This window comes from Mycobacterium sp. E2699 (assembly GCF_001666745.1).
In the GTDB taxonomy this organism is placed as follows: Bacteria; Actinomycetota; Actinomycetes; order Mycobacteriales; family Mycobacteriaceae; genus Mycobacterium.
The window spans coordinates 34247-57940 of record NZ_LZJH01000091.1 but is presented as its reverse complement, the minus strand read 5'-3'; the positions used below and the strand labels follow the sequence as shown (position 1 = coordinate 57940).

At 68.6% G+C, this 23694-nt stretch carries 23 protein-coding genes and 1 pseudogene; 10 read left to right on the top strand and 14 right to left on the bottom strand.

Going from position 1 to position 23694, the window contains the following annotated elements; translation table 11 throughout:
• The first annotated feature begins 94 nt into the window (after positions 1-94).
• Both A5696_RS16800 and A5696_RS16795 read left to right on the top strand, forming a co-directional pair.
• A complete protein-coding gene (locus A5696_RS16800) occupies positions 95-871 on the top strand; it encodes a hypothetical protein (RefSeq protein ID WP_231964356.1) in 777 nt (258 codons plus the stop codon).
• A complete protein-coding gene (locus A5696_RS16795; protein WP_067881234.1) occupies positions 871-2166 on the top strand; it encodes a cation:proton antiporter in 1296 nt (431 codons plus the stop codon). Before A5696_RS16800 ends, A5696_RS16795 begins: the two co-directional genes overlap by 1 nt.
• A 4-nt stretch (positions 2167-2170) precedes the next feature.
• Here A5696_RS16795 and A5696_RS16790 read toward each other — a convergent pair whose 3' ends face one another.
• The 3 genes from A5696_RS16790 to A5696_RS16780 form a co-directional block, all read right to left on the bottom strand.
• Entirely contained in the window at positions 2171-2821 is a 651-nt protein-coding gene (locus A5696_RS16790) for a GAP family protein (protein WP_067881229.1), read from the bottom strand.
• Positions 2822-2851: 30 nt separating this feature from the next.
• Positions 2852-3979, bottom strand: coding sequence for a YeiH family protein (locus tag A5696_RS16785; protein ID WP_067881228.1), 1128 nt, complete (start codon positions 3977-3979; stop codon positions 2852-2854).
• Positions 3980-4134: 155 nt separating this feature from the next.
• Complete coding sequence (locus A5696_RS16780; protein WP_067881226.1) at positions 4135-4938, bottom strand: Stf0 family sulfotransferase; 804 nt, start codon at positions 4936-4938, stop codon at positions 4135-4137.
• A 400-nt stretch (positions 4939-5338) separates the two neighbouring features.
• Here A5696_RS16780 and A5696_RS27705 point away from each other — a divergent pair, with 400 nt between their 5' ends.
• Entirely contained in the window at positions 5339-5638 is a 300-nt protein-coding gene (locus tag A5696_RS27705; protein ID WP_156738437.1) for a hypothetical protein, read from the top strand.
• A 15-nt stretch (positions 5639-5653) separates the two neighbouring features.
• On the opposite strand, the gene A5696_RS16775 is transcribed toward A5696_RS27705, so the two are convergent.
• Positions 5654-8263: a LuxR C-terminal-related transcriptional regulator gene (locus A5696_RS16775; RefSeq protein ID WP_067881223.1), complete on the bottom strand. Its 2610-nt coding sequence runs from the start codon at positions 8261-8263 to the stop codon at positions 5654-5656.
• Between the two features lie 876 nt (positions 8264-9139).
• Here A5696_RS16775 and A5696_RS29205 point away from each other — a divergent pair.
• From A5696_RS29205 to A5696_RS16765, 3 genes and pseudogenes are all read left to right on the top strand, one after another.
• Positions 9140-9226: pseudogene (locus A5696_RS29205) on the top strand (DivIVA domain-containing protein); the annotation flags it as partial.
• Complete coding sequence (locus A5696_RS29200) at positions 9224-9808, top strand: DivIVA domain-containing protein (protein ID WP_369803362.1); 585 nt, start codon at positions 9224-9226, stop codon at positions 9806-9808. The pseudogene A5696_RS29205 and the gene A5696_RS29200, both read left to right, overlap by 3 nt.
• Positions 9809-9848: 40 nt before the next feature.
• Positions 9849-10313, top strand: coding sequence for a hypothetical protein (locus A5696_RS16765; RefSeq protein ID WP_067881218.1), 465 nt, complete (start codon positions 9849-9851; stop codon positions 10311-10313).
• A gap of 23 nt (positions 10314-10336) precedes the next feature.
• On the opposite strand, the gene A5696_RS16760 is transcribed toward A5696_RS16765, so the two are convergent.
• The gene (locus A5696_RS16760; protein ID WP_156738436.1) at positions 10337-11929 is read right to left on the bottom strand and encodes a CdaR family transcriptional regulator; all 1593 of its coding nucleotides are present in this window, start codon (positions 11927-11929) and stop codon (positions 10337-10339) included.
• An 84-nt stretch (positions 11930-12013) separates the two neighbouring features.
• On the opposite strand from A5696_RS16760, the gene pruA reads away from it, so the two are divergent.
• The 4 genes from pruA to A5696_RS16745 all read left to right on the top strand — a co-directional run bounded on the left by pruA (position 12014) and on the right by A5696_RS16745 (position 15708).
• Complete coding sequence (pruA, locus tag A5696_RS16755; RefSeq protein ID WP_067881214.1) at positions 12014-13654, top strand: L-glutamate gamma-semialdehyde dehydrogenase; 1641 nt, start codon at positions 12014-12016, stop codon at positions 13652-13654.
• Positions 13654-14616 (top strand): proline dehydrogenase family protein, encoded by a 963-nt coding sequence (locus A5696_RS16750; RefSeq protein WP_067881211.1) that lies wholly within the window; start codon positions 13654-13656, stop codon positions 14614-14616. Before pruA ends, A5696_RS16750 begins: the two co-directional genes overlap by 1 nt.
• Before the next feature lie 103 nt (positions 14617-14719).
• Positions 14720-14938 carry a hypothetical protein gene (locus tag A5696_RS27175; protein ID WP_068280132.1) on the top strand — a complete coding sequence of 73 codons (219 nt, stop codon included), beginning with the start codon at positions 14720-14722 and terminating at the stop codon, positions 14936-14938.
• 32 nt (positions 14939-14970) lie between these two features.
• Positions 14971-15708, top strand: a complete 738-nt coding sequence (locus A5696_RS16745) for an MBL fold metallo-hydrolase (protein ID WP_067881208.1) — start codon at positions 14971-14973, stop codon at positions 15706-15708.
• Positions 15709-15790: 82 nt separating this feature from the next.
• Here the strand turns inward: A5696_RS16745 and A5696_RS16740 are convergent, their stop codons facing one another.
• Genes A5696_RS16740 through A5696_RS16700 form a run of 9 tightly spaced genes read right to left on the bottom strand, consistent with a single transcriptional unit; the run spans position 15791 to position 23555 of the window.
• Positions 15791-16396, bottom strand: coding sequence for a TetR/AcrR family transcriptional regulator (locus A5696_RS16740; RefSeq protein ID WP_067881202.1), 606 nt, complete (start codon positions 16394-16396; stop codon positions 15791-15793).
• On the bottom strand, positions 16393-17463 hold the full coding sequence (locus A5696_RS16735; RefSeq protein WP_067881192.1) for a zinc-binding dehydrogenase: 1071 nt from the start codon (positions 17461-17463) through the stop codon (positions 16393-16395). Before A5696_RS16735 ends, A5696_RS16740 begins: the two co-directional genes overlap by 4 nt.
• A gap of 11 nt (positions 17464-17474) precedes the next feature.
• Complete coding sequence (locus tag A5696_RS16730) at positions 17475-18644, bottom strand: lipid-transfer protein (RefSeq protein WP_067881190.1); 1170 nt, start codon at positions 18642-18644, stop codon at positions 17475-17477.
• Positions 18641-19093 (bottom strand): MaoC family dehydratase, encoded by a 453-nt coding sequence (locus A5696_RS16725; RefSeq protein WP_067881181.1) that lies wholly within the window; start codon positions 19091-19093, stop codon positions 18641-18643. The genes A5696_RS16730 and A5696_RS16725 overlap by 4 nt, the downstream gene beginning before the upstream one ends.
• Positions 19090-20181 (bottom strand): acyl-CoA dehydrogenase family protein, encoded by a 1092-nt coding sequence (locus tag A5696_RS16720; RefSeq protein WP_067881178.1) that lies wholly within the window; start codon positions 20179-20181, stop codon positions 19090-19092. Before A5696_RS16720 ends, A5696_RS16725 begins: the two co-directional genes overlap by 4 nt.
• 8 nt (positions 20182-20189) lie before the next feature.
• Complete coding sequence (locus A5696_RS16715) at positions 20190-20588, bottom strand: Zn-ribbon domain-containing OB-fold protein (protein WP_067881175.1); 399 nt, start codon at positions 20586-20588, stop codon at positions 20190-20192.
• Positions 20588-21136, bottom strand: coding sequence for a MaoC family dehydratase N-terminal domain-containing protein (locus A5696_RS16710; protein ID WP_067881172.1), 549 nt, complete (start codon positions 21134-21136; stop codon positions 20588-20590). Before A5696_RS16710 ends, A5696_RS16715 begins: the two co-directional genes overlap by 1 nt.
• Positions 21133-22332 carry an acyl-CoA dehydrogenase family protein gene (locus tag A5696_RS16705; RefSeq protein ID WP_067881169.1) on the bottom strand — a complete coding sequence of 400 codons (1200 nt, stop codon included), beginning with the start codon at positions 22330-22332 and terminating at the stop codon, positions 21133-21135. The genes A5696_RS16710 and A5696_RS16705 overlap by 4 nt, the downstream gene beginning before the upstream one ends.
• On the bottom strand, positions 22332-23555 hold the full coding sequence (locus tag A5696_RS16700) for a cytochrome P450 (protein WP_067881166.1): 1224 nt from the start codon (positions 23553-23555) through the stop codon (positions 22332-22334). The genes A5696_RS16705 and A5696_RS16700 overlap by 1 nt, the downstream gene beginning before the upstream one ends.
• Between the last annotated feature and the right edge of the window lie 139 nt (positions 23556-23694).

The window sequence follows — 23694 nt, the reverse complement described above, 5'->3', positions numbered from 1 at the left end:
GCACTACTACCTGTTCTTCCCTGGGCTGGCGGCACTTTCGCATGACGTGTTGACTCGCCCGTGGGGAAAGTGGGCGAGCCAACCGCGGCGACTTGTGCTGACGCCGGTCCTGGGCGCGGCCATCGGCACCCTGATCACGGCGGCATTTCCCTTCGGCGTCGTGAGCATCGTGCTCGTCGTCGCCCTCTGTGTGCTCGCGATCGGCCTGCTCAAGTCGAACATCGCCCCGGCGATCGCGGCCGGGGTGCTGCCAGTCTTCCTGGGCATCAAAACCTGGGCCTACCCCGCTTCGGTAGCGGCGAGCCTAATCGTTTTGGCTTGCATCTTGTTGGCCCGGCAAAGGCGTTGCCGGCCGAGCCATCCCGACCTTGACGATGTTTTGGAGACGCGGCCCGGCGGAACCGCCTGGGCCCTGCCGTTTTTCGTGTTCGTCGCGGTCATGGCGCTGTGTGCGACGGCCTCGGGTCAGCGGCTCATCCTGTTTCCCCCGCTCATCGTCATCGCCTACGAGATGTTCGCCCATCCCACCGTGTGCCCCTGGGCGGGGAAACCCGTGGCACTTCCCGCTGCGTGCTTTCTGACGTCGACCGTGGGGTGCGTCGCCGTCGGCCTGTTCGGAAGCGGCGGTGTTGCGGCCGCCTGCGCAATGGCGTTCGGCGTCGCCACGCTTCGCGTGCTGAGGCTGCACATTCCGCCGGCGCTGGCCGTCGGACTTCTTCCCCTGGTCATTCATTCGCCCGACGTCAGATACCCGGTGTGCGTGCTCATCGGGACGGGAGCAGTGACGCTCGCCTTCCGGCTGTACCAACGATGGGCCATCGGCCGAGCTCGCGCCGGCCGAGATAAGCCCGACAACTTGAGGAGTGCATAGTGTCGAACCCCCAATTGACCGCGGTCATATTCGTGTTGCTGGTGCTCGTCGGGCTGGCCCAGCTGCTGGGCTATGTGTTCGTGAAGCTGCGACAGCCGAAGGTGGTCGGCGAAATCTTGGCCGGGGTGGTGCTGGGCCCGGCTCTGCTCGGCCGGTTGCCGTTCGTGGCGCACGTGATGGGCACCGCCCGGCACAACACCCACATCTTGAGCTTCGTCTATTGGCTCGGGCTGCTGCTGCTGATGTTCGTCTCGGGCGCCGAGATGCAGCAGTTGTTCGGCCGGGGCGAGCGGCGCACGGTGAGCTGGCTCGTGATCGTGGGCACCGGCATCCCATTCCTGCTCGGGCTGATCTTCGCGCCGCACCTGATCACTCCCAGCCTGGCCGGGCCGCACGGCAACCGCGTGTCACTGATCATCATTCTCGCGGTGGGCGTCGCCGTGACCTCGGTGCCGGTGGTGTCCAAGATCTTCGCCGACCTCAACATCCTGGACACCCGGTTCGCGCGGCTGATCCTCGGCGTCGCCGTGCTCGAGGACATCGTGCTGTGGCTCGCGCTGGCGATCGCCACCTCGATCGCGGCGAAATCCCACTTGAATCCCTGGCAGATGTCGTTGCACCTCCTGGTGACGGTGGCCTACTTCGGGCTCGGCCTCACCGTGGTGCCGCGCCTGATCAAGCGCCTCAACACGGCCCGCTGGAACGCCCTGGCGCGGCACTCGCCCACCGGCTACGCGATCGCGGTGCTGCTGGCGTACTGCGCGGCCGCCGGGGCGCTGGACGTCAACCTCGTCTTCGCCGCGTTCCTGGCGGGTTTCGCCCTGGTGCACCGCAAGCGCCGAATCTTCGACGACTCGATCGACGCGATCAGCAAGGTTGCGTTCGCCTTCTTCATTCCCGTGTACTTCGCGATCGTGGGGCTGAAGCTGGACCTCATCCGCGGTGTCTCGCTGCCCATGATCGTCGTCTTCATCGTCGCCACCTGCGCGGTCAAAATGGCGTCGGTCGCGCTGGCCGGGCGGTTCGCCGGCTTCCGGGGCCTGGACCTGATCAACCTCGGCATCACCACCAACGCCCGCGGCGGCCCTGGCATCGTCCTGGCCAGCGTCGCCTTCGACGCCGGCATCATCAGCTCGAAGTTCTACACCACGCTGGTGGTCGCGGCGGTGCTCACTTCGCAGTTCGCCGGCGCCTGGCTCGACCACATCCTGCGCAAGGGCTGGCCGCTGCTGAAGTCGGACGTCGCGAACGAACCCGTGCAGGTGGTGACGCCGCCGGCGCCGACGCCGGCCTAGCTTTTCACGCGCCGGCCAGGCCGACCGCGAGCAGAACGCCCCCGACGCCCGTGAGCAGGGTGGCCACCTCGATGCGGCGTCGGGACCGGATCCAGGCGTGCAGGGCGCCCATCGTCGCGCGCGTCCGCCGCGGCGCCAGCAGATAGGCGAGCAGCGGAACCTCCACCAGCGCGAAGGCCACGGCGTTGAACATGACCAGCGCCCCGACCTGCGTCGCCGCGGCCGCGCCCGAGGCCAGGATGACGGCCAGCGCGGCCAGGTAGTCCACCGACGGCAGCGCGATGCCGAGGCCGACCACTCCGGCGACCCACAACGAACGCCCGTTCACGAGCCGCCGGCCGTGTGTCGCCAGCCGCTGGGGCACGGCGGCGCGGCGCGTGTCGGGTTTCAGGAGCACCGCGGCGGCGACCAGCAGGGCGAGCACGCCGATGCCGATCTGCACCCTGGGCAAGGTGAAGTACGTCGAGCCCAGCAGCCGGCGGCGCAGCACGAACAAGACGACCAGGCCCACGGTCATGCCCATCGCGAAGCCGCCGCACAGGAACACGAGCAGTTGCAGCAGCGGTCGGGGCCGGTTCAGCATCAGCACCGTCATGCCGACCCGGAACGGTTCGAGGCTCACCGCGACGGCCATCACCAGGATCGTGATCAACATGACGGCCGCCAGGTTACCGTCCGGCCTTCGCTACGTGGTTACGCCCCAATGGAACACGCGGGAGGTGAGCAGCACGAGCCCGAGGGAGACGGATGCGACGACGGTCAGCCCGATGACTGCGACGACGAGCGGACGCCACCCGGTGCGGGCGATCTGCCGGATGTCGGTGGTCAGGCCGACGCCGGCGAACGTCAGCAGGAACGCCCATTTCGACACGTTGGCCAGGTTGGCGGTCTGCCCCTTGCTCAGCCAGTGCGCCGTCGCGATCGCCGAGACCGCGAGGAAGCCGAGCACGAATTTCGGGAACTTCGCCCAGACGAACGCGGCCTTGGCCCTGGCGCCGGGCGCGATCTCGTCGGCCTCCCCGCGGGCGGCCCAGTACAGCGCGAAGCCCAGGACGACGAAGCCGATCAGCGCGTTGCGAGTGGACTTGACCAGCACGGCGATCTTGCCGGCGTGATCGGAGAACAGGTAGCCGGTGGCGGTGGTCTCGGCGGTGTTGTCCACCGCCAGGCCCGCCCACAGGCCGAATTCGTAGTTCGTCAGGCCGAGCAGGTGCCCCAACGGCGGCAACGCGAATAGCGCGACCGCGCCCAGCGCCAGGATCGCCGCGATCGCGTAGCTGACGTCGGCGTTGCGCGCCCGGATCGCGCCCTTGGCGGCCACGATCGCCGACACCCCGCAGATCGAGGTGCCGATCGCCAGCAGCGAACCCAACTTGCCCGACAGCCCGAAGGCGCGCGCGACGATGAGAATGATGGTTCCCGCGACCGCCATGTCCACCAGGATCTGGACCAGGCTGGTGGCGCCGAGCTTGGCGATGTCGCCCAGCACGAATCGCGAACCCAGGGCCACGATCCCAACCTTCAGCCAGAACTGGTAGGTCAGCACGCCAGGCCGAAATATTCGGTGCAGGCCGACGGTGTTGGCGATGACCAGCCCAATCACGATGGCCCACAACACGTATTCGATGTCGGGGACCGTCCAGTGGTGGCGTTTGGCCGCCGCGTTCCACCAGATTTGGGCGTACTTGCCCAGCACGCCCACGGCGATCAGCAGCAGGATGCCGGGCACGTAGTCCAGCGGGCGGCCGCTGGTGAAGGCGGCTTCGGCCGGCTCTTCTTCGGCTTCCGTGGCGTCGACGCTGACGGTGCTCACCGCGTCACCAGGGGATCTTCGGAAGTGCGCCCGCGACCGCCAACGCGACGATCACGCCCGCCAGCAGCGTCGCCCACCAATCTTCGGATAACCGGTTCACGACGCCATGGTGGCGTGGCTCGGGTTCGGGGCCAACCGATTGGCTCGCGCTGAGTTTAGGTGGGCAGCCCGTCGCGCTCGGCGTCGGCACGGTAACGCTCCACCCATTCATCGGAGCGCTGGTCGGCCTGGCGCTCCAGTGCCGGTTCGGGCGCCAGCGCCGGGTCGAGCCCCAACGCCTCGAGGATGGTCGCGACCACCTGAGTCAGGTTGCGCCACAACACCGGGTAGGGAACCTCCAGCGGCTCGATGCCCTCCTCGGCGAACCAGGTCCGCCAGCCCGCCTCCTGGGCGCGCAGCATGGTGACGACGTGCGCGATGGCGCCGGCGTGGTAGGTGGCGCGCGCATCCCGCGTGGGATCGGGCCTGCCGCGCCACACCCGCGTCTGCACCGCGCGCCAGAACGACACGGCCTGCGACACCACGTCGGGCCGGTGCACGTGGATGAGGAGCGGTTCTTCGCCGATGACGTCGCGGATCGCGGCCCGCAGGCCGTCGCCGGACCGGTTCGGCAGGTCCTTCGCGCGGTTCAGCAGCAGCGGCGTTTGGTTCCACATCAGCTTGCCGCCCCAGACGCCGTTCGGTGTCCGGCCGACCGTGCGGATGTAGTCGCGCCAAATCTCGGGCGGCGCGAGGTCCGGCGTCCCTTCGTCGATGGGGTCGAGCAATCGCAGGATCGACTCGTCCTCCACGTCGGCGAACCACTCCCGCGGCTGCGGGGCCTGGCTGGTGGCGGGCAGGTACTGAAAGAACTCCTGGGGTTCCCCGGCCACGCCGGTGGCGCGCAGCGATTCGACCAGCAGCGTGCTGCCGCTGCGCTGAGAAGCCAGCACCAGATATGACGACGGGCCTTCAGTCACCAAGGAAGCCTAACCGGAGCAAAATGCCCCGCAAGTCGTTCGATTGGCTTCACCCTGAACACAACCATTGCGCGATGCGGGGATCACCTGGCGCGTCGACGGGGCCGCTGAATCCGGTGGCGTGGACGGCTTTCGGGGGTAGGGGCATGCCGACGGCGGGCGCTCTGCCCCATCGAGGCGCCCGATCGGCTGTGGCTTTCTGCGACCACAGCGCGGACTCACGGTTCTTCCCCCGGCTGCCCGAGCTGTTCCCGCCGTACTCAACATTGCGATTCGGCAAACGGCGCGCTCAAGAAGTGGAGTAGCGATCGAGTAGTCAACTACGCGTGCCGGGGCGGGGCTCGCTGGGACGATTGGTTGCAGCCCGGTCCCGCACCGAACCAACAGACGAGGGGGCGGTATGACCAACCTCACCATGCGGCGCCTTCGCCCGGTGCTGCGGCTTGTCCCGCACAGCAGGCGGAGGGGTCGTCATCGCGCGCTGCCATACGATCTCCCGGCGGTCCGGATCACCAGCGCACGGCTCGATCACGGTTCCACCGTCCCGCTCTGCGCTATGTGCATCGAAGCCGGCCTGGCGACGGAAGCCACCTACCAGACGAGCGGGCTGGTGTGCGGCTGCGATCGACACATCTACGAGCTGGAGCGAGACGGCAGGGCGGCGATTCACCGTCAACGAAAGCTGACCGCGGCAACATGACGCGATGAACGTCGCTTAATTCTCGTCCCACGACAGTCGTATCAGCTCGACGAGCTGCTCGCGGTCTTCGATGCCGAGCTTGCCGAAGATGCGGTAGACGTGGCCCTCCACGGTCCGCACCGAGACGAACAGCTTTTCGGCGATCTGACGGTTGGACAAACCGGCCGTGACCAGGGTTACGATCTCGCGTTCGCGGGCCGTGATGGGCAACGGCGAGGCGGCCGCTGAGACCGCGGGCGTTCGCATTTCGCCCCTTGCGGCCAACGTGTGCGCGCGGCTCGATGACCGTATTTCCTTGGTGCGCTGGCGATTACGCGCGTGTTCGCGTGCTGCGTGGGCCGCCGCGTCGGCGGCGAGCGCCATCGCGCCCAGGCCGGCGAATCGGTCGCCGGCTGCGTCGAGCACATCTCCGTCGTGTTCGGCCAAGCCGCGGGCGTGCTGGGCGATCGCATCTGCCAGCGGGGTGTTGAGTGTCTCGGCGAGCTGCGCCAACCGCTGGGATTGAGAACGGTCATCGAACCGGACGGCGGTGTGCAGGGCGCGCATCTCGACGGCGCACATCCCGGATTGCCGTGCGAGCTGTGCGGCGCACAGCGCGTGTGTTCGCGCGGCCGTCGTGTCGCCGGCGGCGGCTCGCTCCCAGGCGCGGGCCAGCTCGAGTTCCGGCAAGAACACCGCGACATACGGTCCGTGGGCATCCTCGGCCCTGTGCAGCGCGGCCGCGGCGGCCGCGCTGTCTCCCCGTGCGCCCTCGGCCTGTGCGGACCAGGCAGATACCAGCATCAACCAGCCCGACGGAAAGCCTTGCGCCATGGCCGATATCGAATCCTGAAGGGCGGCACACGCGAACGTCAACCCGCCCCGGGAAAGCTGCACCCATCCGAGCATGGCGTGCAGGAAGGCGTCTGCGGCGGGCCACACCATGGTCGTGGAAGCGTAGCGTTCGCGAACCCGCTCGGCCGCCAAGTCATCACCGGCGGCCGTCAAGGCCACGACTTCGGCCAAACCCATCACAAACCGGCAGGGACCGGATCGATCGAACGCGCCTGCCCGCCCGGCGTCGGCTACCCGCCGGACTTCCTGGAACTGCCCCGTGAGGGCCAACGCCCAACACGTCCACGTTGCAGCCCACATCCTCATCACCGCCGGCACATCGGATTCAAGCACTTCGAATCCCAGGCCCAATGCCGTCCGGAAGTCACCGGAAAAGCATGCGAAGGCCGCTTCCATGGCCGTGACGAGCGGGCGCAGCGCGTCGGAATCGGCGCGGGCCCGTACGTCGGCCAGTGCCAGCCTCGCCGGCTCCACCTGCCGGCAGCTGAAGAAAAGATTCGCGGCGCGCAGACAACCCCACTGCACGACCATCCGCTCGTCGGCACCCTCGGGATCGACGTTGTTGAGCACCGCCTCGACCTCGGCGCCCCGCCCCTGCCAGCCCATCGCCTCCGCCAGCACCAGGGCGGCCGGTAGGCCACCGCCGCGCTCGAAGGCGAATCGGGCCAAGTCCTCTCCGCAATCGATGTCCGACATCGTCATCGCGCTCGCCGCGGCGTCGACGATCACGTCGAGGTCCGGCGTCAGGTCGCTTCGGGTCATGAGTTGCGCCAGCCGTATCCGGGTGCGCACGTCGGGAGACCCCGAATGCTGATGCTGTTTGCGCATCTGCCGCTGAAGTTGTTGTGCCAGCAGGGTTGTCAGCTGACGCGTGCGCACCACCCCGGCGCGTTGCATCGCCACCTCGCCGAACACGGGGTGACCCAACCGCGCCACCGTGGTGAAGCCGTCGGCAACCAGCCGGATCACTCCGCGTCGCTCGAGACGACTCACCACGTCGGCGTCGCAGAGCTCACGCAGGATCTCCCAGTCCAGCACCTCCGCCGCCGCCAGGATCTCTACGGCCTCCAATTCCTCCGGTGGGAAGGTCTGCAGTCGAAACTCGAGCAGATCGTGGAGTTCGCGGTCCGCACGCAGCGCGCCGTGAAGTTGCCAACCCGCGTCGGTACGCACCAGCACGCCGCTTTCGCGGCCCGCGCCCAGCAAGCTGCGCAGCAGCAGCGGGCTGCCCGCCGACCGGCCGTGCAACGCCGTGATCAGCTCGGTGTCGACGACGCCGCCGAGCACGGCGCGGGCCAGCGCCGCGGTCTGCTCCGGGGTGAATGGGTCAATGTGCAGGCTCAGCAACAACCGCTCCTTCAACAGCGCGGTGACCGCGTCCGGTACCGGCTCGCCGGACCGGATCGTCACGATCAATCGCGCGCTGCCACCGGCCGCGAGTTGTTGCACCAGCGTCGACGACAACGGATCCAGCAGCTGCGCGTCGTCCACGACGACGACGAGGTTGTCTTCCTGCTCCAGGGTGCGTTGCGCGGCCGCGAGCATGGCGGCCGGTTCCCGCGGCGCCACCACGGTCAGGGATCGATAGAACGCGCCCAACGGCACCGCGGAACCGGTCTGGGTGCCCAGCACGTACCGCACCGTCGCCCCGCGCACCTCGAGCGTGTCGGCGAGCGAGTGGGCCAGGGTCGATTTGCCCACCCCGCTGTCGCCGATCAATGCGACGCCGTGCAACTCCGCGTCATCGAGCGCCGCCAGGGCGCGGCGCAGTTCGGCGTCGCGGGCCACCATCGGCCATTCCGACGCGCTCTCCGTTGGCACGACGCGAAACCTCCATGGCCGAGCGTTTTCGGAGAGGCTACTGATTCCGCCCCGCGGTTCGGCCCGAATTGCGATTTCTGGGCAAAATCCGGTTTGCCGGGGTGGCCGCATGCGATTTCCCGCCAAAATCATGCCTCTTGCAGGGTTTTTCGGTGGGTGTCGTACTCGACGGTCTTAGGCGCGGCGCAAATCATTCTGCGAGCCGCTCCAAACGGGGGTAGAGAGCGATCGCAAGGGCACGGAAACGTCGACGCGAGTGTTTGGGAGGGAACCGATCCTCCTCCTCCGGAGGCGACGCAGAAGCCACCGTGCGGGTTTCCTTTCATGTGTTCGGGCACACCGTGATCGGCGGCTGAGCGGCGCCAAAACGTCGGCATTGCGGGTGCGCTCGGCGCCGATGCATTGAGCGCGGTCTCGCCGCCCGGTTCGCCGCCTGGCGGGCATCATCAATCCGCGCTCGCCGGGAAGTGGGCGACGGTCGGCACCCGGACACCAGAGCGGTGGCGCTTTCGCCCTTCCGCGGTCGACCGGAGCAGGTCATGATTGTCACCGGGGCCGGCAAAGCGGTGCACCGGATGTGGGTATCGCCGCGCAGTGGTTGACACGGGAGAGGCACAAGAATTTCGCAAATGCCCCGCAGTAATCTCTGGCCACACCGCAGCGACAGGAAGCGCCATGGAGATCAACCAGGACGACCCCGAGAAGCGTATCGCCGACCTGGAGCGCCAGTTGGCCGAGCAACAGCGCATGAAAGCCGCCCCCAGCGCGTCCGGGCGACAAAAGTGGAAGGTCAACAGGTTCGCGCCGGCGACGGGCGATGGCCTTACTGCGGAACAGGTTCGCACCGTGACCTTCTCCAAGCCACCCATCGGGAAGTCCGGCTACAACGAAGATCAGGTCGACGCGTTTCTCGACCTCGTCGAGTCGGCCCTGCGAGACCCCGCCGGACGCGCCCTGACCTCGGAGCAGGTGCGCAACGTGGCATTCGCGAGGCCACCGATCGGACGACGCGGGTACAACGAAGACGAGGTCGATGAGTTCCTCGATCTTATCGAGCATCAACTGAGCCCGCGGCGGGTCGCGGATTCGCAGCCGCACGTGGCCCGGGTGCCCACGACGCACGCCGCGAGTCCCCAGAGCTCGAGCCGCAGGATCATCAACATCTTCAGCTCTGTCTTCAGCAGCTTTTGGTTTTGGTACTTCATCATTTTCGCGATCTTCGCCGGCGGTGGGGCCTTGTTGCGATTTCTCGGACGCTTCGTTGCCATGGACCGGCCAGCCCCGAACTGGATGGGCATTGCGTTTTTCGCCATTCCCGTGCTGATGTTCGTCGGGTATGTGGTTCGGTCGTGGCAAACCCGCAACAGGCGCCGCCACCGCTATTGGGCGACGGGCGGCGACGGAGGGGGCGGTTCCGGCTGCAGCGGCGGGCACAGCGGCTGCGGCGGCGGTCACAGCGGTTGCGGCGGAGGATCCGGCTGCGGCGGAGGCGGCTGCGGTGGCGGCGGCCATTGACATACCGAAAATCCGCCGGCGCGGCGGTCGGTTCGATCGGATGAACGCCGCGGTCGCGCGGCTGGAGCTTCCCGCGGCGGTGTTCAAAACCTGCCCGTGGGAGCCGAGATCGCTTGTCGACACTGGGTTGCGGCAGTGGCTGCGTTGCTGTGCGCCCGCGCTGCGGGACCATCGCGTGATCGGGATGCCTTCGCGCGCAGTCGATGAGGCGTGGCACGGACTGATCCTGTGCACAGTCCAGTATGCGACGTTCTGCAGGCGGGCGTATGGCCAGTTTCTGCATCACTACCCGGAGGGAGGCGCACCGGAGGAGGTTCGCGGCGCGTTCGATCCAACCGAAGAGCAGCTGCGCAGGACGGTTCTCGCATGGTCGCTCGTCGCAACCCCGGGCGAGCATTGCGTCCTGTGGGATCTGGACCAACGCGTCGGCGTCGACGAGCCCTGGGGTATCGATCGCGAAAGGGTCGCGGCGATCCAGAGCGCTGCGGCGAAAGCCCATGGTTGATTCGACGACACCCGTTCCCTGAGCTACGCCGAGCGTTCGGTCACCCGCAATCCCAGCGAAAACACCAGCCGCACCTCGGGATCCGACAGTGACGTCGACAGTAGCTTCTCGATCCGCCGCACGCGGTACCGAACGGTGTTGGGGTGCACCTGCAGCGCCCGCGCTGCCGCACCGACGTCGCCGAAGCTGTCCAGGTAGGCCCGCAGTGTCTCGACCAGCACCGGGTCCTGCGCGCGCAGGTCGGCTATCCGCGGATCGACGAGCCGCTCGTCCGCGCCGACCAGGGTGACGATCTCGTCGAGCAGGACCGTGGTGCGCGCTTCGGCCAGTGTCGTCACCTGGCCCATCGAAACCGGGTGCCGCCCAGCGCTATCCAGGACGCGGTCGACCTCCGAACGCGCCGCCGCCACCTCCCTCAGACCGGCGACCGGTGCTGCGATGGCGGCCCGCAGCTCGACGCCGAGTTCGGCGCGCAGGGAGCCGATCGTGCCGCGCACCCATGAGGCGACCGACCGTACCTGTGTCTGGGGCAGCAGCACGTAGATGCGGGATTGTCGCGAAGCGACCTGGGCGTCGCGCCGAAAAGCGCTGGCGCTCAGCGCCATTACGTCCGCCATCCGTGGGTGCGGAGTCCCGACGGTGTCCCAGCCGACCAGCGCGGCGACGCCGTCGGCGGGGAGGCCGAGTTCGCGGGCGACGGCGGCCGCGTCGGCGGGTTCGGCGACATCCGCCTCCGAGAGCCCGAGAAGTTGCTGCACCCGCCGCGCGTGCGTCGACGGCCGGGCCGCCAGCCGGGCCATGATTCGCGCGGCGAGGACCGCCGCGCCCCGCAGCATGTCCTCGGCGTCGTCGGCCAGGGGCTGCGAGCCCTGCTGCACCCAGATCGCGCCGGCGAACACCGGCGGTCGGCGGGCAGCGGCAGGTGGCTGGTGGATGCCGATCGCCAGCCGCGGACGCAGGCCCAATTCCGGGCGCTCTTCGACACGCACTACCTCGCCGCTGGAGCGCAGCGCATCGAAGATGCCCCATTGACCGATCCACTCGAGATGCTCGGGCGGCCCGGCGCGCCCCAGGATGGACAGGCGGCGCAGTTCGTCGGCCTCGTCGTTCGACGCCGAATAGGCGAGCACGTGCGACTGGGCGTTCTCGATGCTGACCATGCCGTGGATGCGGTCGGCCAGCGACTGCGCCAGGCCGAACAGGTCGGTGCCCGAGTCGTCGACCGGATCGCCGCGGTCGCCGTGATGTTCCAGCACGTGATTGACCAACTGATAGAGCCGCTCCCAACGCGCCCGCGGCTCCACGGCCACCACCGCCGACCCGGCCGCGGCCGCCGCCGCCACCAGGGCATCGGACGGCTCCTTGACGAAGATCGCCGCCGGTGCGGGCGTCCGTCCGTCGAGCCACCGCAGCGCTTCGTCCGCGGTCACGCCGAGCAGGAAGAAGACGTCGGCCGAGCCCGCCGCCGCCGCAAGGCCGAGGCGCACATCGTCGGAATCGATCAGCGCCGCCGACGCCACCGGCAGGTCCAGGCCCCGGGGGGCGTCGACCAGGCTGACCAGCGTCGCGTCCAGCGCGAGCAACAGCTGGCCCAGACCGACACCCGCCACCCGCATGTTGTTCGATCTTACTAGCGCCCGCTCTAAGTCTTGTCCAATCAGCCAACACGATAGGCGCGCGCGCCGGGGATCCTGAGCACCATGGACGCGATCACTGGGTTTTCCGAGGTACCAGCTCCGGCCAACGAGCCGGTCCACGACTATGCGCCACAATCCCCGGAACGCGCCCGGCTGCTCGCCGAGTTGCGCGCGCTGGCCGACCAACCGATCGACCTGCCGCACGTCATCGGCGGCAACCACCGGATGGGCGGGGGCGAGCCATTCGGCGTCGTCCAGCCGCACCGGCACACCGCGAAGCTGGGCACCCTCACCAACGCCACGCACGCCGACGCGGCGGCCGCCGTCGAGGCCGCGATGGCCGCCAAGAAGGACTGGGCGGCTATGCCTTTCGACGAGCGCGCCGCGGTTTTCCTGCGGGCCGCCGATTTGCTGGCCGGTCCGTGGCGCGAAAAGATCGCCGCCGCAACAATGCTCGGCCAATCCAAGTCCGCCTATCAGGCCGAGATCGACTCGCCGTGCGAGCAGGTCGACTTCTGGCGGTTCAACGTCGCGTTCGCCCGCCAGATCCTGGCGCAGCAGCCCATCAGCGGGCCGGGCGAATGGAACCGCAGCGACTACCGCCCGCTCGACGGCTTCGTCTACGCGATCACGCCGTTCAACTTCACCTCGATCGCCGGCAACCTGCCGACCGCGCCGGCGCTGATGGGCAACACCGTGGTGTGGAAGCCGTCGATCACCCAGACCCTGTCGGCGTACCTGACCATGCAGTTGCTCGAGGCCGCGGGTCTGCCGCCCGGCGTGATCAACCTGCTCACCGGCGACGGCTTCGCGGTTTCCGATGTGGCGCTGAACGATCCGCGACTGGCTGGCATCCACTTCACCGGATCCACGGCCACCTTCCAGCACCTGTGGCAGCGCGTGGGTGCCAACATCGGCGGCTACCACAGCTATCCCCGCCTGGTCGGCGAGACCGGCGGCAAGGACTTCGTCGTCGCCCACCCCTCGGCGCGCCCGGACGTGTTGTGCACGGCGCTCATTCGCGGCGCGTTCGACTATCAGGGCCAGAAGTGCTCGGCCGCATCGCGGGCGTTCATCCCGCACTCGGTGTGGCAGCGCATGGGCGACACGTTCCTGGGCGAGACCGCCGCGCTGCGCTACGGTGACATCACCGACCTGACCAACTACGGCGGCGCGCTGATCGACCGACGGGCCTTCCTCAAAAACGTCGACGCCATCGAGCGGGCGAAGGGCGCGCCCGGGGTCACGATCGCGGTCGGCGGCGAATACGACGACAGCGTCGGCTATTTCGTGCGGCCCACCGTGCTGCTGTCCGACGACCCGACCGACGATTCGTTCGCGACGGAGTACTTCGGCCCGCTGCTGTCGGTGCATGTCTACCCCGACGCCGACTACGAACGGATCCTCGACGTCATCGACATCGGGTCTCGCTACGCGCTGACCGGCGCCGTCATCGCCGACGACCGGGCGGCCGTGCTGACCGCCCAGGACCGGCTGCGGTTCGCCGCCGGAAACTTCTACGTCAACGACAAGCCGACCGGTGCGGTGGTCGGTCGCCAGCCGTTCGGCGGCTCGCGCGGATCCGGCACCAACGACAAGGCCGGCTCGGTGCTGAACCTGCTGCGCTGGACGTCGGCCCGCACGATCAAGGAGACCTTCGTCCCGGCCACCGACCACACCTACCCGCACATGGCGGCCGACTGATGGCCGGGTTGTTCGCCCACACCGTCCGCCCGGCGATCATGGCGGCGGGCCGGTGGGACGGGTTGCGCCGCACCGCCGAGCGGACGCCGATCACGCGCAAGGTGGTGCGGCGGTTCGTGCCCGGCGAGACGATCGACAGCGCGCTGCACAGCGTTGCCGCGCTGCGTGATTCGGGGCGTCTGGTCAGCGTCGACTACCTCGGCGAGGACGTCACCGACGTCGACGACGCCGACGCGGCGGTGCGGGTGTACCTGGACCTGATCGACCGGCTGGGCCGGTTGGGCACGGGGTGTGGCGGCGTTCGGCCGCTGGAGGTGTCGCTGAAGCTGTCCGCGTTGGGGCAGGCCGTGGATCGCGATGGGGAGAAGATCGCCCGCGAGAACGCCTGGTCGATTTGTGATGCCGCCCGGAGGGCCGGTGTGTGGGTGACGGTGGACGCCGAGGACCACACCACCACCGATTCGACGCTGTCCATCGTGCGCGACCTGCGGGCCGACTTTCCTTGGCTGGGCACGGTTCTGCAGGCCTACCTGAGGCGTACGCACGCGGATTGCGAGGAATTCGCCGCGGCCGGCGCGCGGATCCGGTTGTGCAAGGGCGCCTACGACGAACCCGCATCCGTGGCCTACCGGGACGACGCCGAGGTCACCGACTCGTACCTGCGGTGCCTGCGTGTGCTGATGGCGGGCAGCGGATATCCGATGGTGGCGTCGCACGACCCGGCGGTGATCGACGCGGTTCCCGGCATGGTGCGCGAATCCGGCCGCGGCGTAGGCGATTTCGAATACCAGATGTTGTACGGCATCCGCGACGGCGAACAGCGACGGTTGGCCGACCTCGGCAACCAGGTCCGTGTCTACGTGCCGTTCGGCACCCAGTGGTACGGGTACTTCGTCCGGCGGCTGGCGGAACGACCCGCCAACCTGAAGTTCTTCCTGCGGGCGCTGACGCACCGGGCGTGAACTCGGGGCTTTCAGTGTGAACGCAGGGCGAAGATTTCGCGAAAACCCCGCCGCGGCGGCACACTCAACGCCCAGGATGCACTCTCGCTATAGATTTGGGGCCATGCGTATCAAGCAGCTGCTGGCCGGTTTCACCGTCGCCGCGGCGCTGGGGGTGGGCGCATCCGGTCTCGGCGTCGGCGCGGCGCACGCCGATCCGCCGCCACCCCCGCCGCCCGGGCAACCTTGGGGCCAACCGCCACCGCCGGCCCCGCCGTCGACCGAGCCCCCGCCGTGGTCCCCGCCCCTCGACTTCCCGATTCCCGTGCCAGGCGCGGGCTAGTAGTCGGCTGAGCCGGGCGTAGCCTCTCGGGCATGAGCCTGGTTATCGACGAGATGCCGGATCTCGGCATCTCGCGGGTGTCGCGCTGGATTTTCAACTGCTATGTCCTGAGGGGCGGCGACGGCGTCGTGGTGGTCGACGCCGGGCTACCGCGGGTCGCCCGCGACCTGGCCGCCGTCCTCGGTGGGGCGCTGCAAGCCGTGGTGGCAACGCACGGGCACAGCGATCACGTCGCGGGCGCGTCGGCGCTGGCCGCGCGGCACGGGGCGCCAATCTGGTTGCCCGACAAGACGCTTACCTATCTCGACGGGGTGAAACCGCGCACTCCGACGCCGGCGAAGGCCGCAACGATCTGGCCCACCATGATCGACCAGCCATTTGATCGAATCGGGGTGGCGGGGCTCTTCGGCGGCGCCCGGGTGGCGGGGTACGGCACCCCGCTCGGGATGCGCTGGAGGGGGCCGTCGCCCGCTGGTGGGCTGGCCGAGGGTCAGCAGGTGCCCGGGGCGCCGGATTGGACCGTGGTCAATGCCAACGGTCACACGGACGACAGCATCGCGCTCTGGAACCCGACCACCCGGACGCTGCTGTCCGGCGACGCCGTGCTGTCCGTCCGCGGCCAGGCCTGGCACACGCCGGAGATCGTCGACGCCGAGAGCGCCGCCGCCACCCGCAAGCGCCTCGAGGAACTACCCGTCGCGCATCTGCTGCCCGGCCATGGCCGGCCGGTTCATGCGGCCGACACCGTTTGGGCCCAACAGCGCCGTTGAGTGTGCGCTCAGGTACTTGAGTGTGCGTCCAGGGCGCCCTCGGCGCACACTGGACGCCCACGATGCACACTCATCAGCGCCACTAACCGCGCCGGGGCCGCGCGCGATCCCCGGCGAACCCGCGGAGCACGAAGGCGCGCACGAATTCCGCAGCCACCTCGGGGTCGTCCATGTCCAGGGTCGACGACGGCGTGCTGAAGAGCGAGAAGAGTATCCGGGCGAACCATTCGCCGGCGGCCTCGACGTCGAGGTCTTTGCGGACCTCGCCGGTGAGCCGGGCCGCGGCGAGATACGGCGCGAAGAAGTCGACACACTCGCGCAGCAACACCGCGGCGTCCTTGGTCAGCAGCAGGCTGACCGCGTCCTCGTCAAAGTACTTCTCGGAGGCGATGACTCGCCGCGCCTGGGTGACGAACACCGCCGCGCGGCTCAGCTTGTCCTCCAGCGAGCTGCCCCGGTCCATCGCCTTGGACATTTCACAGTAGAACCGTTCGGAGGCGTGTTCGGCGCAGGCTTCGACGATCGCGCCCTTGTCGCTGAAATACTCGTAAATGGTGCTGCGTGAAACGCCGGCTTGCTTGGCGATGTCGACGATGGTGGCCTTGTCCAATCCCTGTCTGCCGAAACAAATGAACGCGGACTCGACGATGAGTTCGCGCGTGTCGGTGCTCTGCGCCGCCTGAGTCATGGCACCAGCGCCCCGCGCGGCACCAGGCCGGCATCGGCCGAGGCGAAGGCGTCGTTGACCTCGGCGAGGTGGAACGGCTTGGGCATCAGCCGGCCGAATGGAAAGTCGGTGTGCTGCAGGAAGTTCAGGCCGATCGCCAGCGTGACCGGGTCGTAGAGCATGACGCCGCGCACGGCCTTGTTGCCGTAGACCAGCGCGCTCGGGTCGAGTTCGAACGTGCGGCCCATCCCCACGTTGCCGACCTCGAGCAGCGTGCCGCCGTTGTTCAGAAAGCCCACCCCGTCGGGGATGACGCCCGGCACCCCGACCACCTCGAGCACCCAGTCGGCGCCGATGCCGTCGGTGTGCTCGCGGACCCGCTCCGCCACCTCGAAGGTCGAGATGCCGCTCGCGTCGATGCAGAAGGTGGCGCCGAAATCGGCTGCGACATCGAGCCTTTCGGGGATCTTGTCGATGACGATAACGGCGGACGCCCCCGCGGTGCGCGCGACGGCGGCGGCGTTGATGCCCAACCCGCCCGCGCCCTGGATGACGACCGTGTCGCCCAGCCGCACGTCGCGGAGCGCGAACAACACCTGGGCCAGGGCGCAATTCAGCGGCGCGACGGCCTCGTCGGCGAGGTCCTCGGGCACCTTGTACAGCGGCTGCCGCCGGCTGGTGTAGTAGTACTCGCCGTGCGCGGCGACGAAGTGCGGCTCCTGGTCATGGGTGCGGTACTCACCGGCCATCAGGTTCTGGCACGCGTGGGGCCGGCCGCGGGCGCACGCGTGACACTGCCCGCAGGTCCAAAAGTAGGGTGTGACGACGCGATCGCCGACAGCCAGCGGCTTGCCGGTCGCGTCAGTGGTGAGTCCCTCGCCGAGTTCGGTTATCTCCCCGACCATTTCGTGGCCCAGGGCAAACGGGCACGGCAACGGCAGCTCGCCGCGGAAGATGTGCAGATCGGATCCGCAGATGCCCGCCATCCGCAGCTTGAGCGCCGCCGTTCCGGGCGCGGGCGCGGTGAGCGGGAACTCGGCCAGCTCGATCGGCCCCCCGGGTGCGGTCAATACCGCGAGCTTGGGCATGAGCTTCCCCCTTAGTCGGCAGGCGCGAGGATCAGTCCGCTGGTGGGCACGCCGGTGCCCGACGTGACGAGCACGTGCTCGACGCCCTCGACCTGGTTGTGCGAGGTACCGCGGATCTGCCGCACGCCCTCGGTGATGCCGTTCATGCCGTGGATGTACGCCTCGCCGAGCAGCCCGCCGTTGGTGTTGATCGGGAATTCCCCGCCGAGCGACAGCCGCTCCACGGTGGCGAAGTCCTTGGCCTCGCCGCGCCCGCAGAAGCCGAGCTCCTCGAGCTGCGTGAACACGAACGGCGTGAAATGATCGTAGATGAAGGCGGTTTGGATGTCTTGGGGCTTGAGGCCCGAATCGCGCCAGAGCCGGTTGGCGACCACCCCCATCTCCGGGAGCCCCGTGATGTCCTCGCGGTAGTAACTCGTCATCATCTCGCCGTTGGCGGCCGCGCCCTGGGCGGCCGCGGTGATGACCGCCGGCGGCTGGCGAAGATCCCGGGCGCGTTCGGCGCTGGTCACCACCAGGGCGACGCCGCCGTCGCTCTCCTGGCAGCAATCCAGCAGTCTCAGCACGGGTTCGACGATCCAGCGCGAGTTCTGGTGATCCTCCAGCGTGATCGGGCGTTGGTAGAACCAGGCGTCGGGGTTGTTCGCCGCGTGCGCCCGGTCGACGACGGCGATACGACCGAAGTCCTCGTTGGTCACCCCGTACGTCGACATGTAGCGCTGGGCGTGCATGGCGACCCAGGCCGCCGGGGTGAGCAGTCCGAACGGAGCATAGTGCGCCATGAACAGCGGGGTCGCGGTCATGTCGCGCCCGCTGCCGCCGAAGCGGAAGCCGGACCGTTCGTTGAACGCGCGCCAGCACACCACGACGTCGGCGACGCCGGTCGCGACGGCCATCGCCGCGTGCACGACGGTGCCGGCCGCCGCGCCGCCGCCGTGATGGACGCGGGAGAAGAAACTCAGGTCGCCGATGCCCACGTTGCGGGCGATGTCGATCTCGTCGCTGGAGTCCATGGTGAAGGTCACCATGCCGTCGACGTCGGCGGGCGTCAGGCCGGCGTCGTCGAGCGCGGCGCTGACCGCCTCGCAGGCCAATTGGAGCTCGCTGCGCCCGGAGTCCTTGGAGAACTCGGTCTGGCCGATGCCGACGATGGCGCAGCTGCCGGGAAGCGAGGAGGTCACGCGCCCGCCCCGTCCAGCAGGCTGAGCACCGCGGTCCCGGAGACGTGATCGCCGAGGCTGTTGGAACCCTTGAACGTCACTTCGACGAAGTTCTCCCCGCCGGAGCCCTCGGTCTTGGAAGTCACGGTGCCGGTGAAGCGCAGCGGGTCGTCGGGGAAGCACGGCACACCGAGGCGGATCGACAGGTTCTTCACCATCGCCTCGGGGCCGGCCCAGTCGGTGAGGAAGCGCACGCAGTACCCGTTGGTGGTCAGGATGTTCATGAACAGGTTCGGCGAGCCCTGCTTCTTAGCGAAGTCGCGGTCGTGATGCACCGGCATGAAATCCCGTGAGGCGATCGCGCCGGCGACGATCATCGTTGTGGTGATCGGGATTTCGAGCGGGGTCACCTCGTCGCCGACGTTGATGTCGGCCCACTTGAGCGTGGTGTGGCTGTCAGCGGTCGTCATCGGATTCCTTCCGGATAGGTACTGCCGATACTGGCCAGCTGGGCGGGCGCGGGACCGAGGGTGAGCTCGTTGTGCTTGGCCCACAGGAAATAGCGGTGCAGCGGGTAGGTCACGTCGATGCCGATGCCGCCGTGGACCTGCTGGGCGCTGGCGGCGACCCGCGAGCCGGCCTCGGCCGCCCAGAACTTCGCGATGCGGGCCGCCCGCTCGGCCTCTCCCGGGGGGCGTCCCCGCGCGATCAGCCAGGCCGCGTGCCAGGTGGTCCAGCGGATCGCCTCGACGTCGATGAAGGCGTCGGCCAGCCGCTGCTGCACGGCCTGGAAGCTGCCGATGGGCCGCCCGAATTGCTCACGGCCGCTGGTGTACTCGGCCGCGATGCGCAGGGCGCGTTCGCAGACGCCGAGCTGGATCGCGCACAGCCCGACCAGGGCGCGGGTGTGCAGCGATCCGACCGGGCCGTCGAGCCGGTCGTCGGCGGAAACGGTTGCGCCATCGAGGAATACGTCGGCGTGCGGTTCGCGGTTGGTGGTCGCGACCGGCCGGACCTCGACGCCGCCGGCGTCGGCGGGCAGCAGGAAAAGGCCGGTGTCGTCCTCGTCGATGGCTGCCGGAATCAGGATGGTGTCGGCGATTTGGGCGGCCGGCACCAGCTCCTTGACCCCGTCGAGGCGCCAACGGGGGCCGTCGCGGCGCGCCGTGGCGGCGGGGCCCTGCAGGCCCGCGGTCAGGATGCGGGTCCCGGCGGCGACGCCGGGCAGGAACCGTCGCCGTTGCTCCGGGCTTCCGTGCCGGGCGATCGGGTCGGCGCCGAGCACCAGCGTCGCGTAGGCGGGCACCGGTGCGACGCTCCAGCCGACCTCGGCCAGCAGCACGCCGAGCTCCAGGAAGCCGCCGCCGTTCCCGCCGTCCGCCTCCGGTAGCGCCGCACCCAGCAGGTCGGTGGCGGCGAGCTCACTCCACAGCGCCGGGTCGTAACGGGTCTCGCCGGCTTCCAGCTCGGTCAGCCGGTCGGGGGCGGCGCGGCGCTCGAAGATCTCGCGGGCGAGCTCGGCGATGGTCTCCTGCTCCTCGGTGAACGTGAAATCCATTGCGCCACCTACCGGACGGGCCGGAACTGGTGCAGCACCAGGTCGTTATCGAAAGTCTGGTAGTAGATTTCGACCGGCATCCCGACCGTGACGTCGGCGGGGTCGATGCCACACAGGTTCGACACCAGCCGCACCCCCTCGTCGAGCTGCACCAGCGCCACGATGTAGGGGTAGTCGAAGAACGGGAACCGTGGTTCGTGCGGCATCACATAGCTGTAGACGGTGCCGCGGCCGGACGACTCGATCGCCTCCCAGTCCAGAGACCGGCAGTGCGGGCACATCGGGCGGGGCGGGTGGCGCAGCGCCCCGCATCCGGAGCAGCGCTGGATGAGCAGCTTCTGCTCGCGCAAGCCGTTCCAGAAGAACTCGGTGTCCGGGCTGATGGCCGGCGCCAGGCGGGTGGCCATCAGCGCGCCGGCCTGAATCGCAACACGCGGAATCGCTGCCGCCCCAGCACCTCACCGTTCTGGTCGGTGTAGGTGATCAGCCAGGTCAGGAAGAACCCGGTGCCCAGCGCCGTCGTCTTCTCGTCGGAGACCTCCTCGAACACCGACGTCGAGCTGATGACATCGCCCAGCCGGGGATAGCGTTCGATCTCGAATTCCGAGTTGGTGGCCACGGTGCTGGTGTATCCGGCCTCGTCCAGGAACGCCGTTGGGTTGCTGAGGATCTCGACGGGGGCGCCGCCCCGGTCGCCGATCCCCTCCAGCTTCGGAGACGGCATCGTCCAGGTTTGCAGCATGACCGGCGGCGACACGATGCCGCCGAACCGCGACGACGCCGCGAACTCCGGATCGAGGTAGACGGGGTTCATGTCGTCGAGCGCATGGGCCCAGTGCCGAATCATCGGCTGGTTGACCGGATCCGGTGCCACCGAGGGCAGTCCGGTGCCGCCGGTGGGCTGGCCGACGAGCGCCCGCAGTTTGGCGCGCACCTCGGATTCTTGCTCGGTCATGGTCCTCCTGTTGTCTGCTGGGCGCGAAGGTCGCGGGGCGCCCTCGGCATCCCCAACCCGGCCATGGCGATGATGTCACGCTGAATCTCGTTGGCGCCACCGCCGAACGTATTGATGACCGCCCAGCGATATGCGGTTTCCAGGGCGCCGCGCAGCGGCGCGTCCTCGCCGCGGCGCACCCCGTTGCCGTCGAGCACCTCCAGCAGCTGGCGGGCGACCTGTTGCGTGAGCTCGGTGCCGAAGACCTTGGCGGCGGAAGCCTCTCCCATGCCGAGCACGCCTTTCGTCATCGCCGCGTTGACCCGCATGTTGACGAGCTTGTAGGCGGCGACCTGCGCCTCGACCCGAGCCAGAGCGAGCCGCACCCAGGGCTGGTCGATGACGCGGCCACCGTCGAGATCGGTGACGGTGGCCCACTCCAGGGTCTTCTCGAACAGGGGCTCGAGCGCCCCGAGGTTGCCCAGGGCGGCGCGTTCGAAGTTCAACTGGGTGGTGATCAGCTGCCAGCCCTGGTTTTCGCCGGCCACGATGGCGCTGTCCGGGACCCGGACGTCGTCGTAGAACGTGTAGAAGGTCGAGATGCCCGGCATGGTGTGCAGCGGCTGCCAGGAGAACCCGGGCGACGAGGTGGGCACGATGAAGATGGAAATGCCCTTGTGCTTCTTGGCGTTCGGGTCGGTTCGCGCCGCCAGCCAGATGTAATCGGCATACGCGGCGCCGCTGGTGAACATCTTCTGGCCGTTGATCACCCAGTCCGCGCCGTCGCGCACCGCCGTGGTGCGCAGCGACGCCAGGTCGCTGCCCGCGCCCGGCTCGGAGTATCCGATCGCGAATTCCACGCTGCCGTCGAGGATGGCCGGCAGGAATTTCTGCTTTTGCTCCTCGGTGCCGCATTGCATCAAAGTGGGGCCGACCGTGTTGAGCGTCACCAGCGGGATGGGCGCGTTGACTCGCTGCGCTTCTTGGGCGAAGATGAACTGTTCGATCGCCGAGAAACCCCGTCCGCCATATTCTTTGGGCCAGCCGACGCCCAGCAGGTTGGCCGCGGCCAGGGCCCGTACGCATTCCCGCACCTCGGGACCGCCCTCCATGCGCTCGCTGAGCGCCATGGTTCGTTCGGGCGTCATCACCTTTTCCAGCGCGGCGCGGATCTCGGCGCGCAGCCGCTGTTGCTCGGGCGTGTAGTCGAGCTCCATCAACCGGCCGCCCCGAGCCGCACCGGCATCCGCTTCACGCCGGGCACCATCGTGGCCCGCATCCGGTCCACCTCGCCGACCAGCTCCAGCCGGGGAAACCGCCGCAGCAGCTCGTCGAACATGACCGACGCCTCCAAACGCGCCAACTGCGCACCGACACAAGAGTGTTCGCCGCAACCGAACGCGATGTGCGGGTTCGGGTGCCGGGTCACCCTGAACTCCTCGGAATCAGGTCCGAAGATGTCCTCGTCGCGGTTGGCCGACCCGTACAGCATCACCACCGTGTCACCCTCGGCGATGCGCTGCCCGCGGATCTCGACGTCGGCCGTCGCGGTGCGGGCCATGTGCACCACCGGGCTGTTCCAGCGCAGCATCTCCTCGACGGCGCCCGGGATCAGCGACCGGTCCTCGACCACCAGGCGACACTGGTCGGGGTGGGCGATCAACGCCAGCGTGCCCAAGGCGATGAGATTGCGGGTGGTTTCGTTGCCGGCCACCAGCAACAGGAACGCGAAGTTGAGCAGGTCCTCGTCGGTGAGCCGGACCCCGTCGATCTCCGCGCCGGCCAGCACCGACAGCAGGTCGTCGTGCGCCTCGACTCGCCGCTGGGCGATCAGCTTCTGGAAGTACTCGAAGAGCTGCCCCATGGCCACCAGGGGATCGAGTTCGATCTCCGGGTCGGCGCTTCCGGTGGCGGCGTCCGACCACGCCCGGAACTGCTCCCAGTCGTCGGGAGGGGCGCCGATCAGCTCGGCGATCATCCGGGTGGGCAGCGGGGCGGCGATCTCCTCGGCGAACTCGTGGACCGAATCGGGTTGTACGCCATCGAGAATGCCGCGCACGATCTCGCGGATCTTCGGCTCGAGGACGGCCACCCGGCGCCGGGTGAACCCGGAGTTGATCAGCTTGCGCATCTGCCGGTGCCGCGGCGGGTCGGTGAAGATCAGGCTGCCCGGCTGGACCGGGCTCGGCTGTGCCGGATCGGGGATGGTGATGCCCCCCGCCGACGAGAACAGCGCCGGGTTGCTCGACACGAAGCGGACGTCCTCGTACTTCAGCAGCGCCCAGAAGTTCGTCACATCGTTCCAGCACACCGGCGACGACGCGCGCAGCTCCCGGTACGCCGGGTACGGGTCGCCCGCGTAGAAGTCGGGGGAGTGCAACAGACAAGCGGGAAACGTGGTCCGCACGGCGGGCCTCCCTCGGCAGGCGATCCGACACATCACACCAATGTGTCTTGCGACGTTGTGTCTACTCGGTCCGGCCAGGTCTGTCAATGCACCGCCAACGCAATGAAATAGGACGGAATTCGCCGATTTGATGATTGACGCCGGGGAGCCATGGGTGAACACTGGCTGTCTA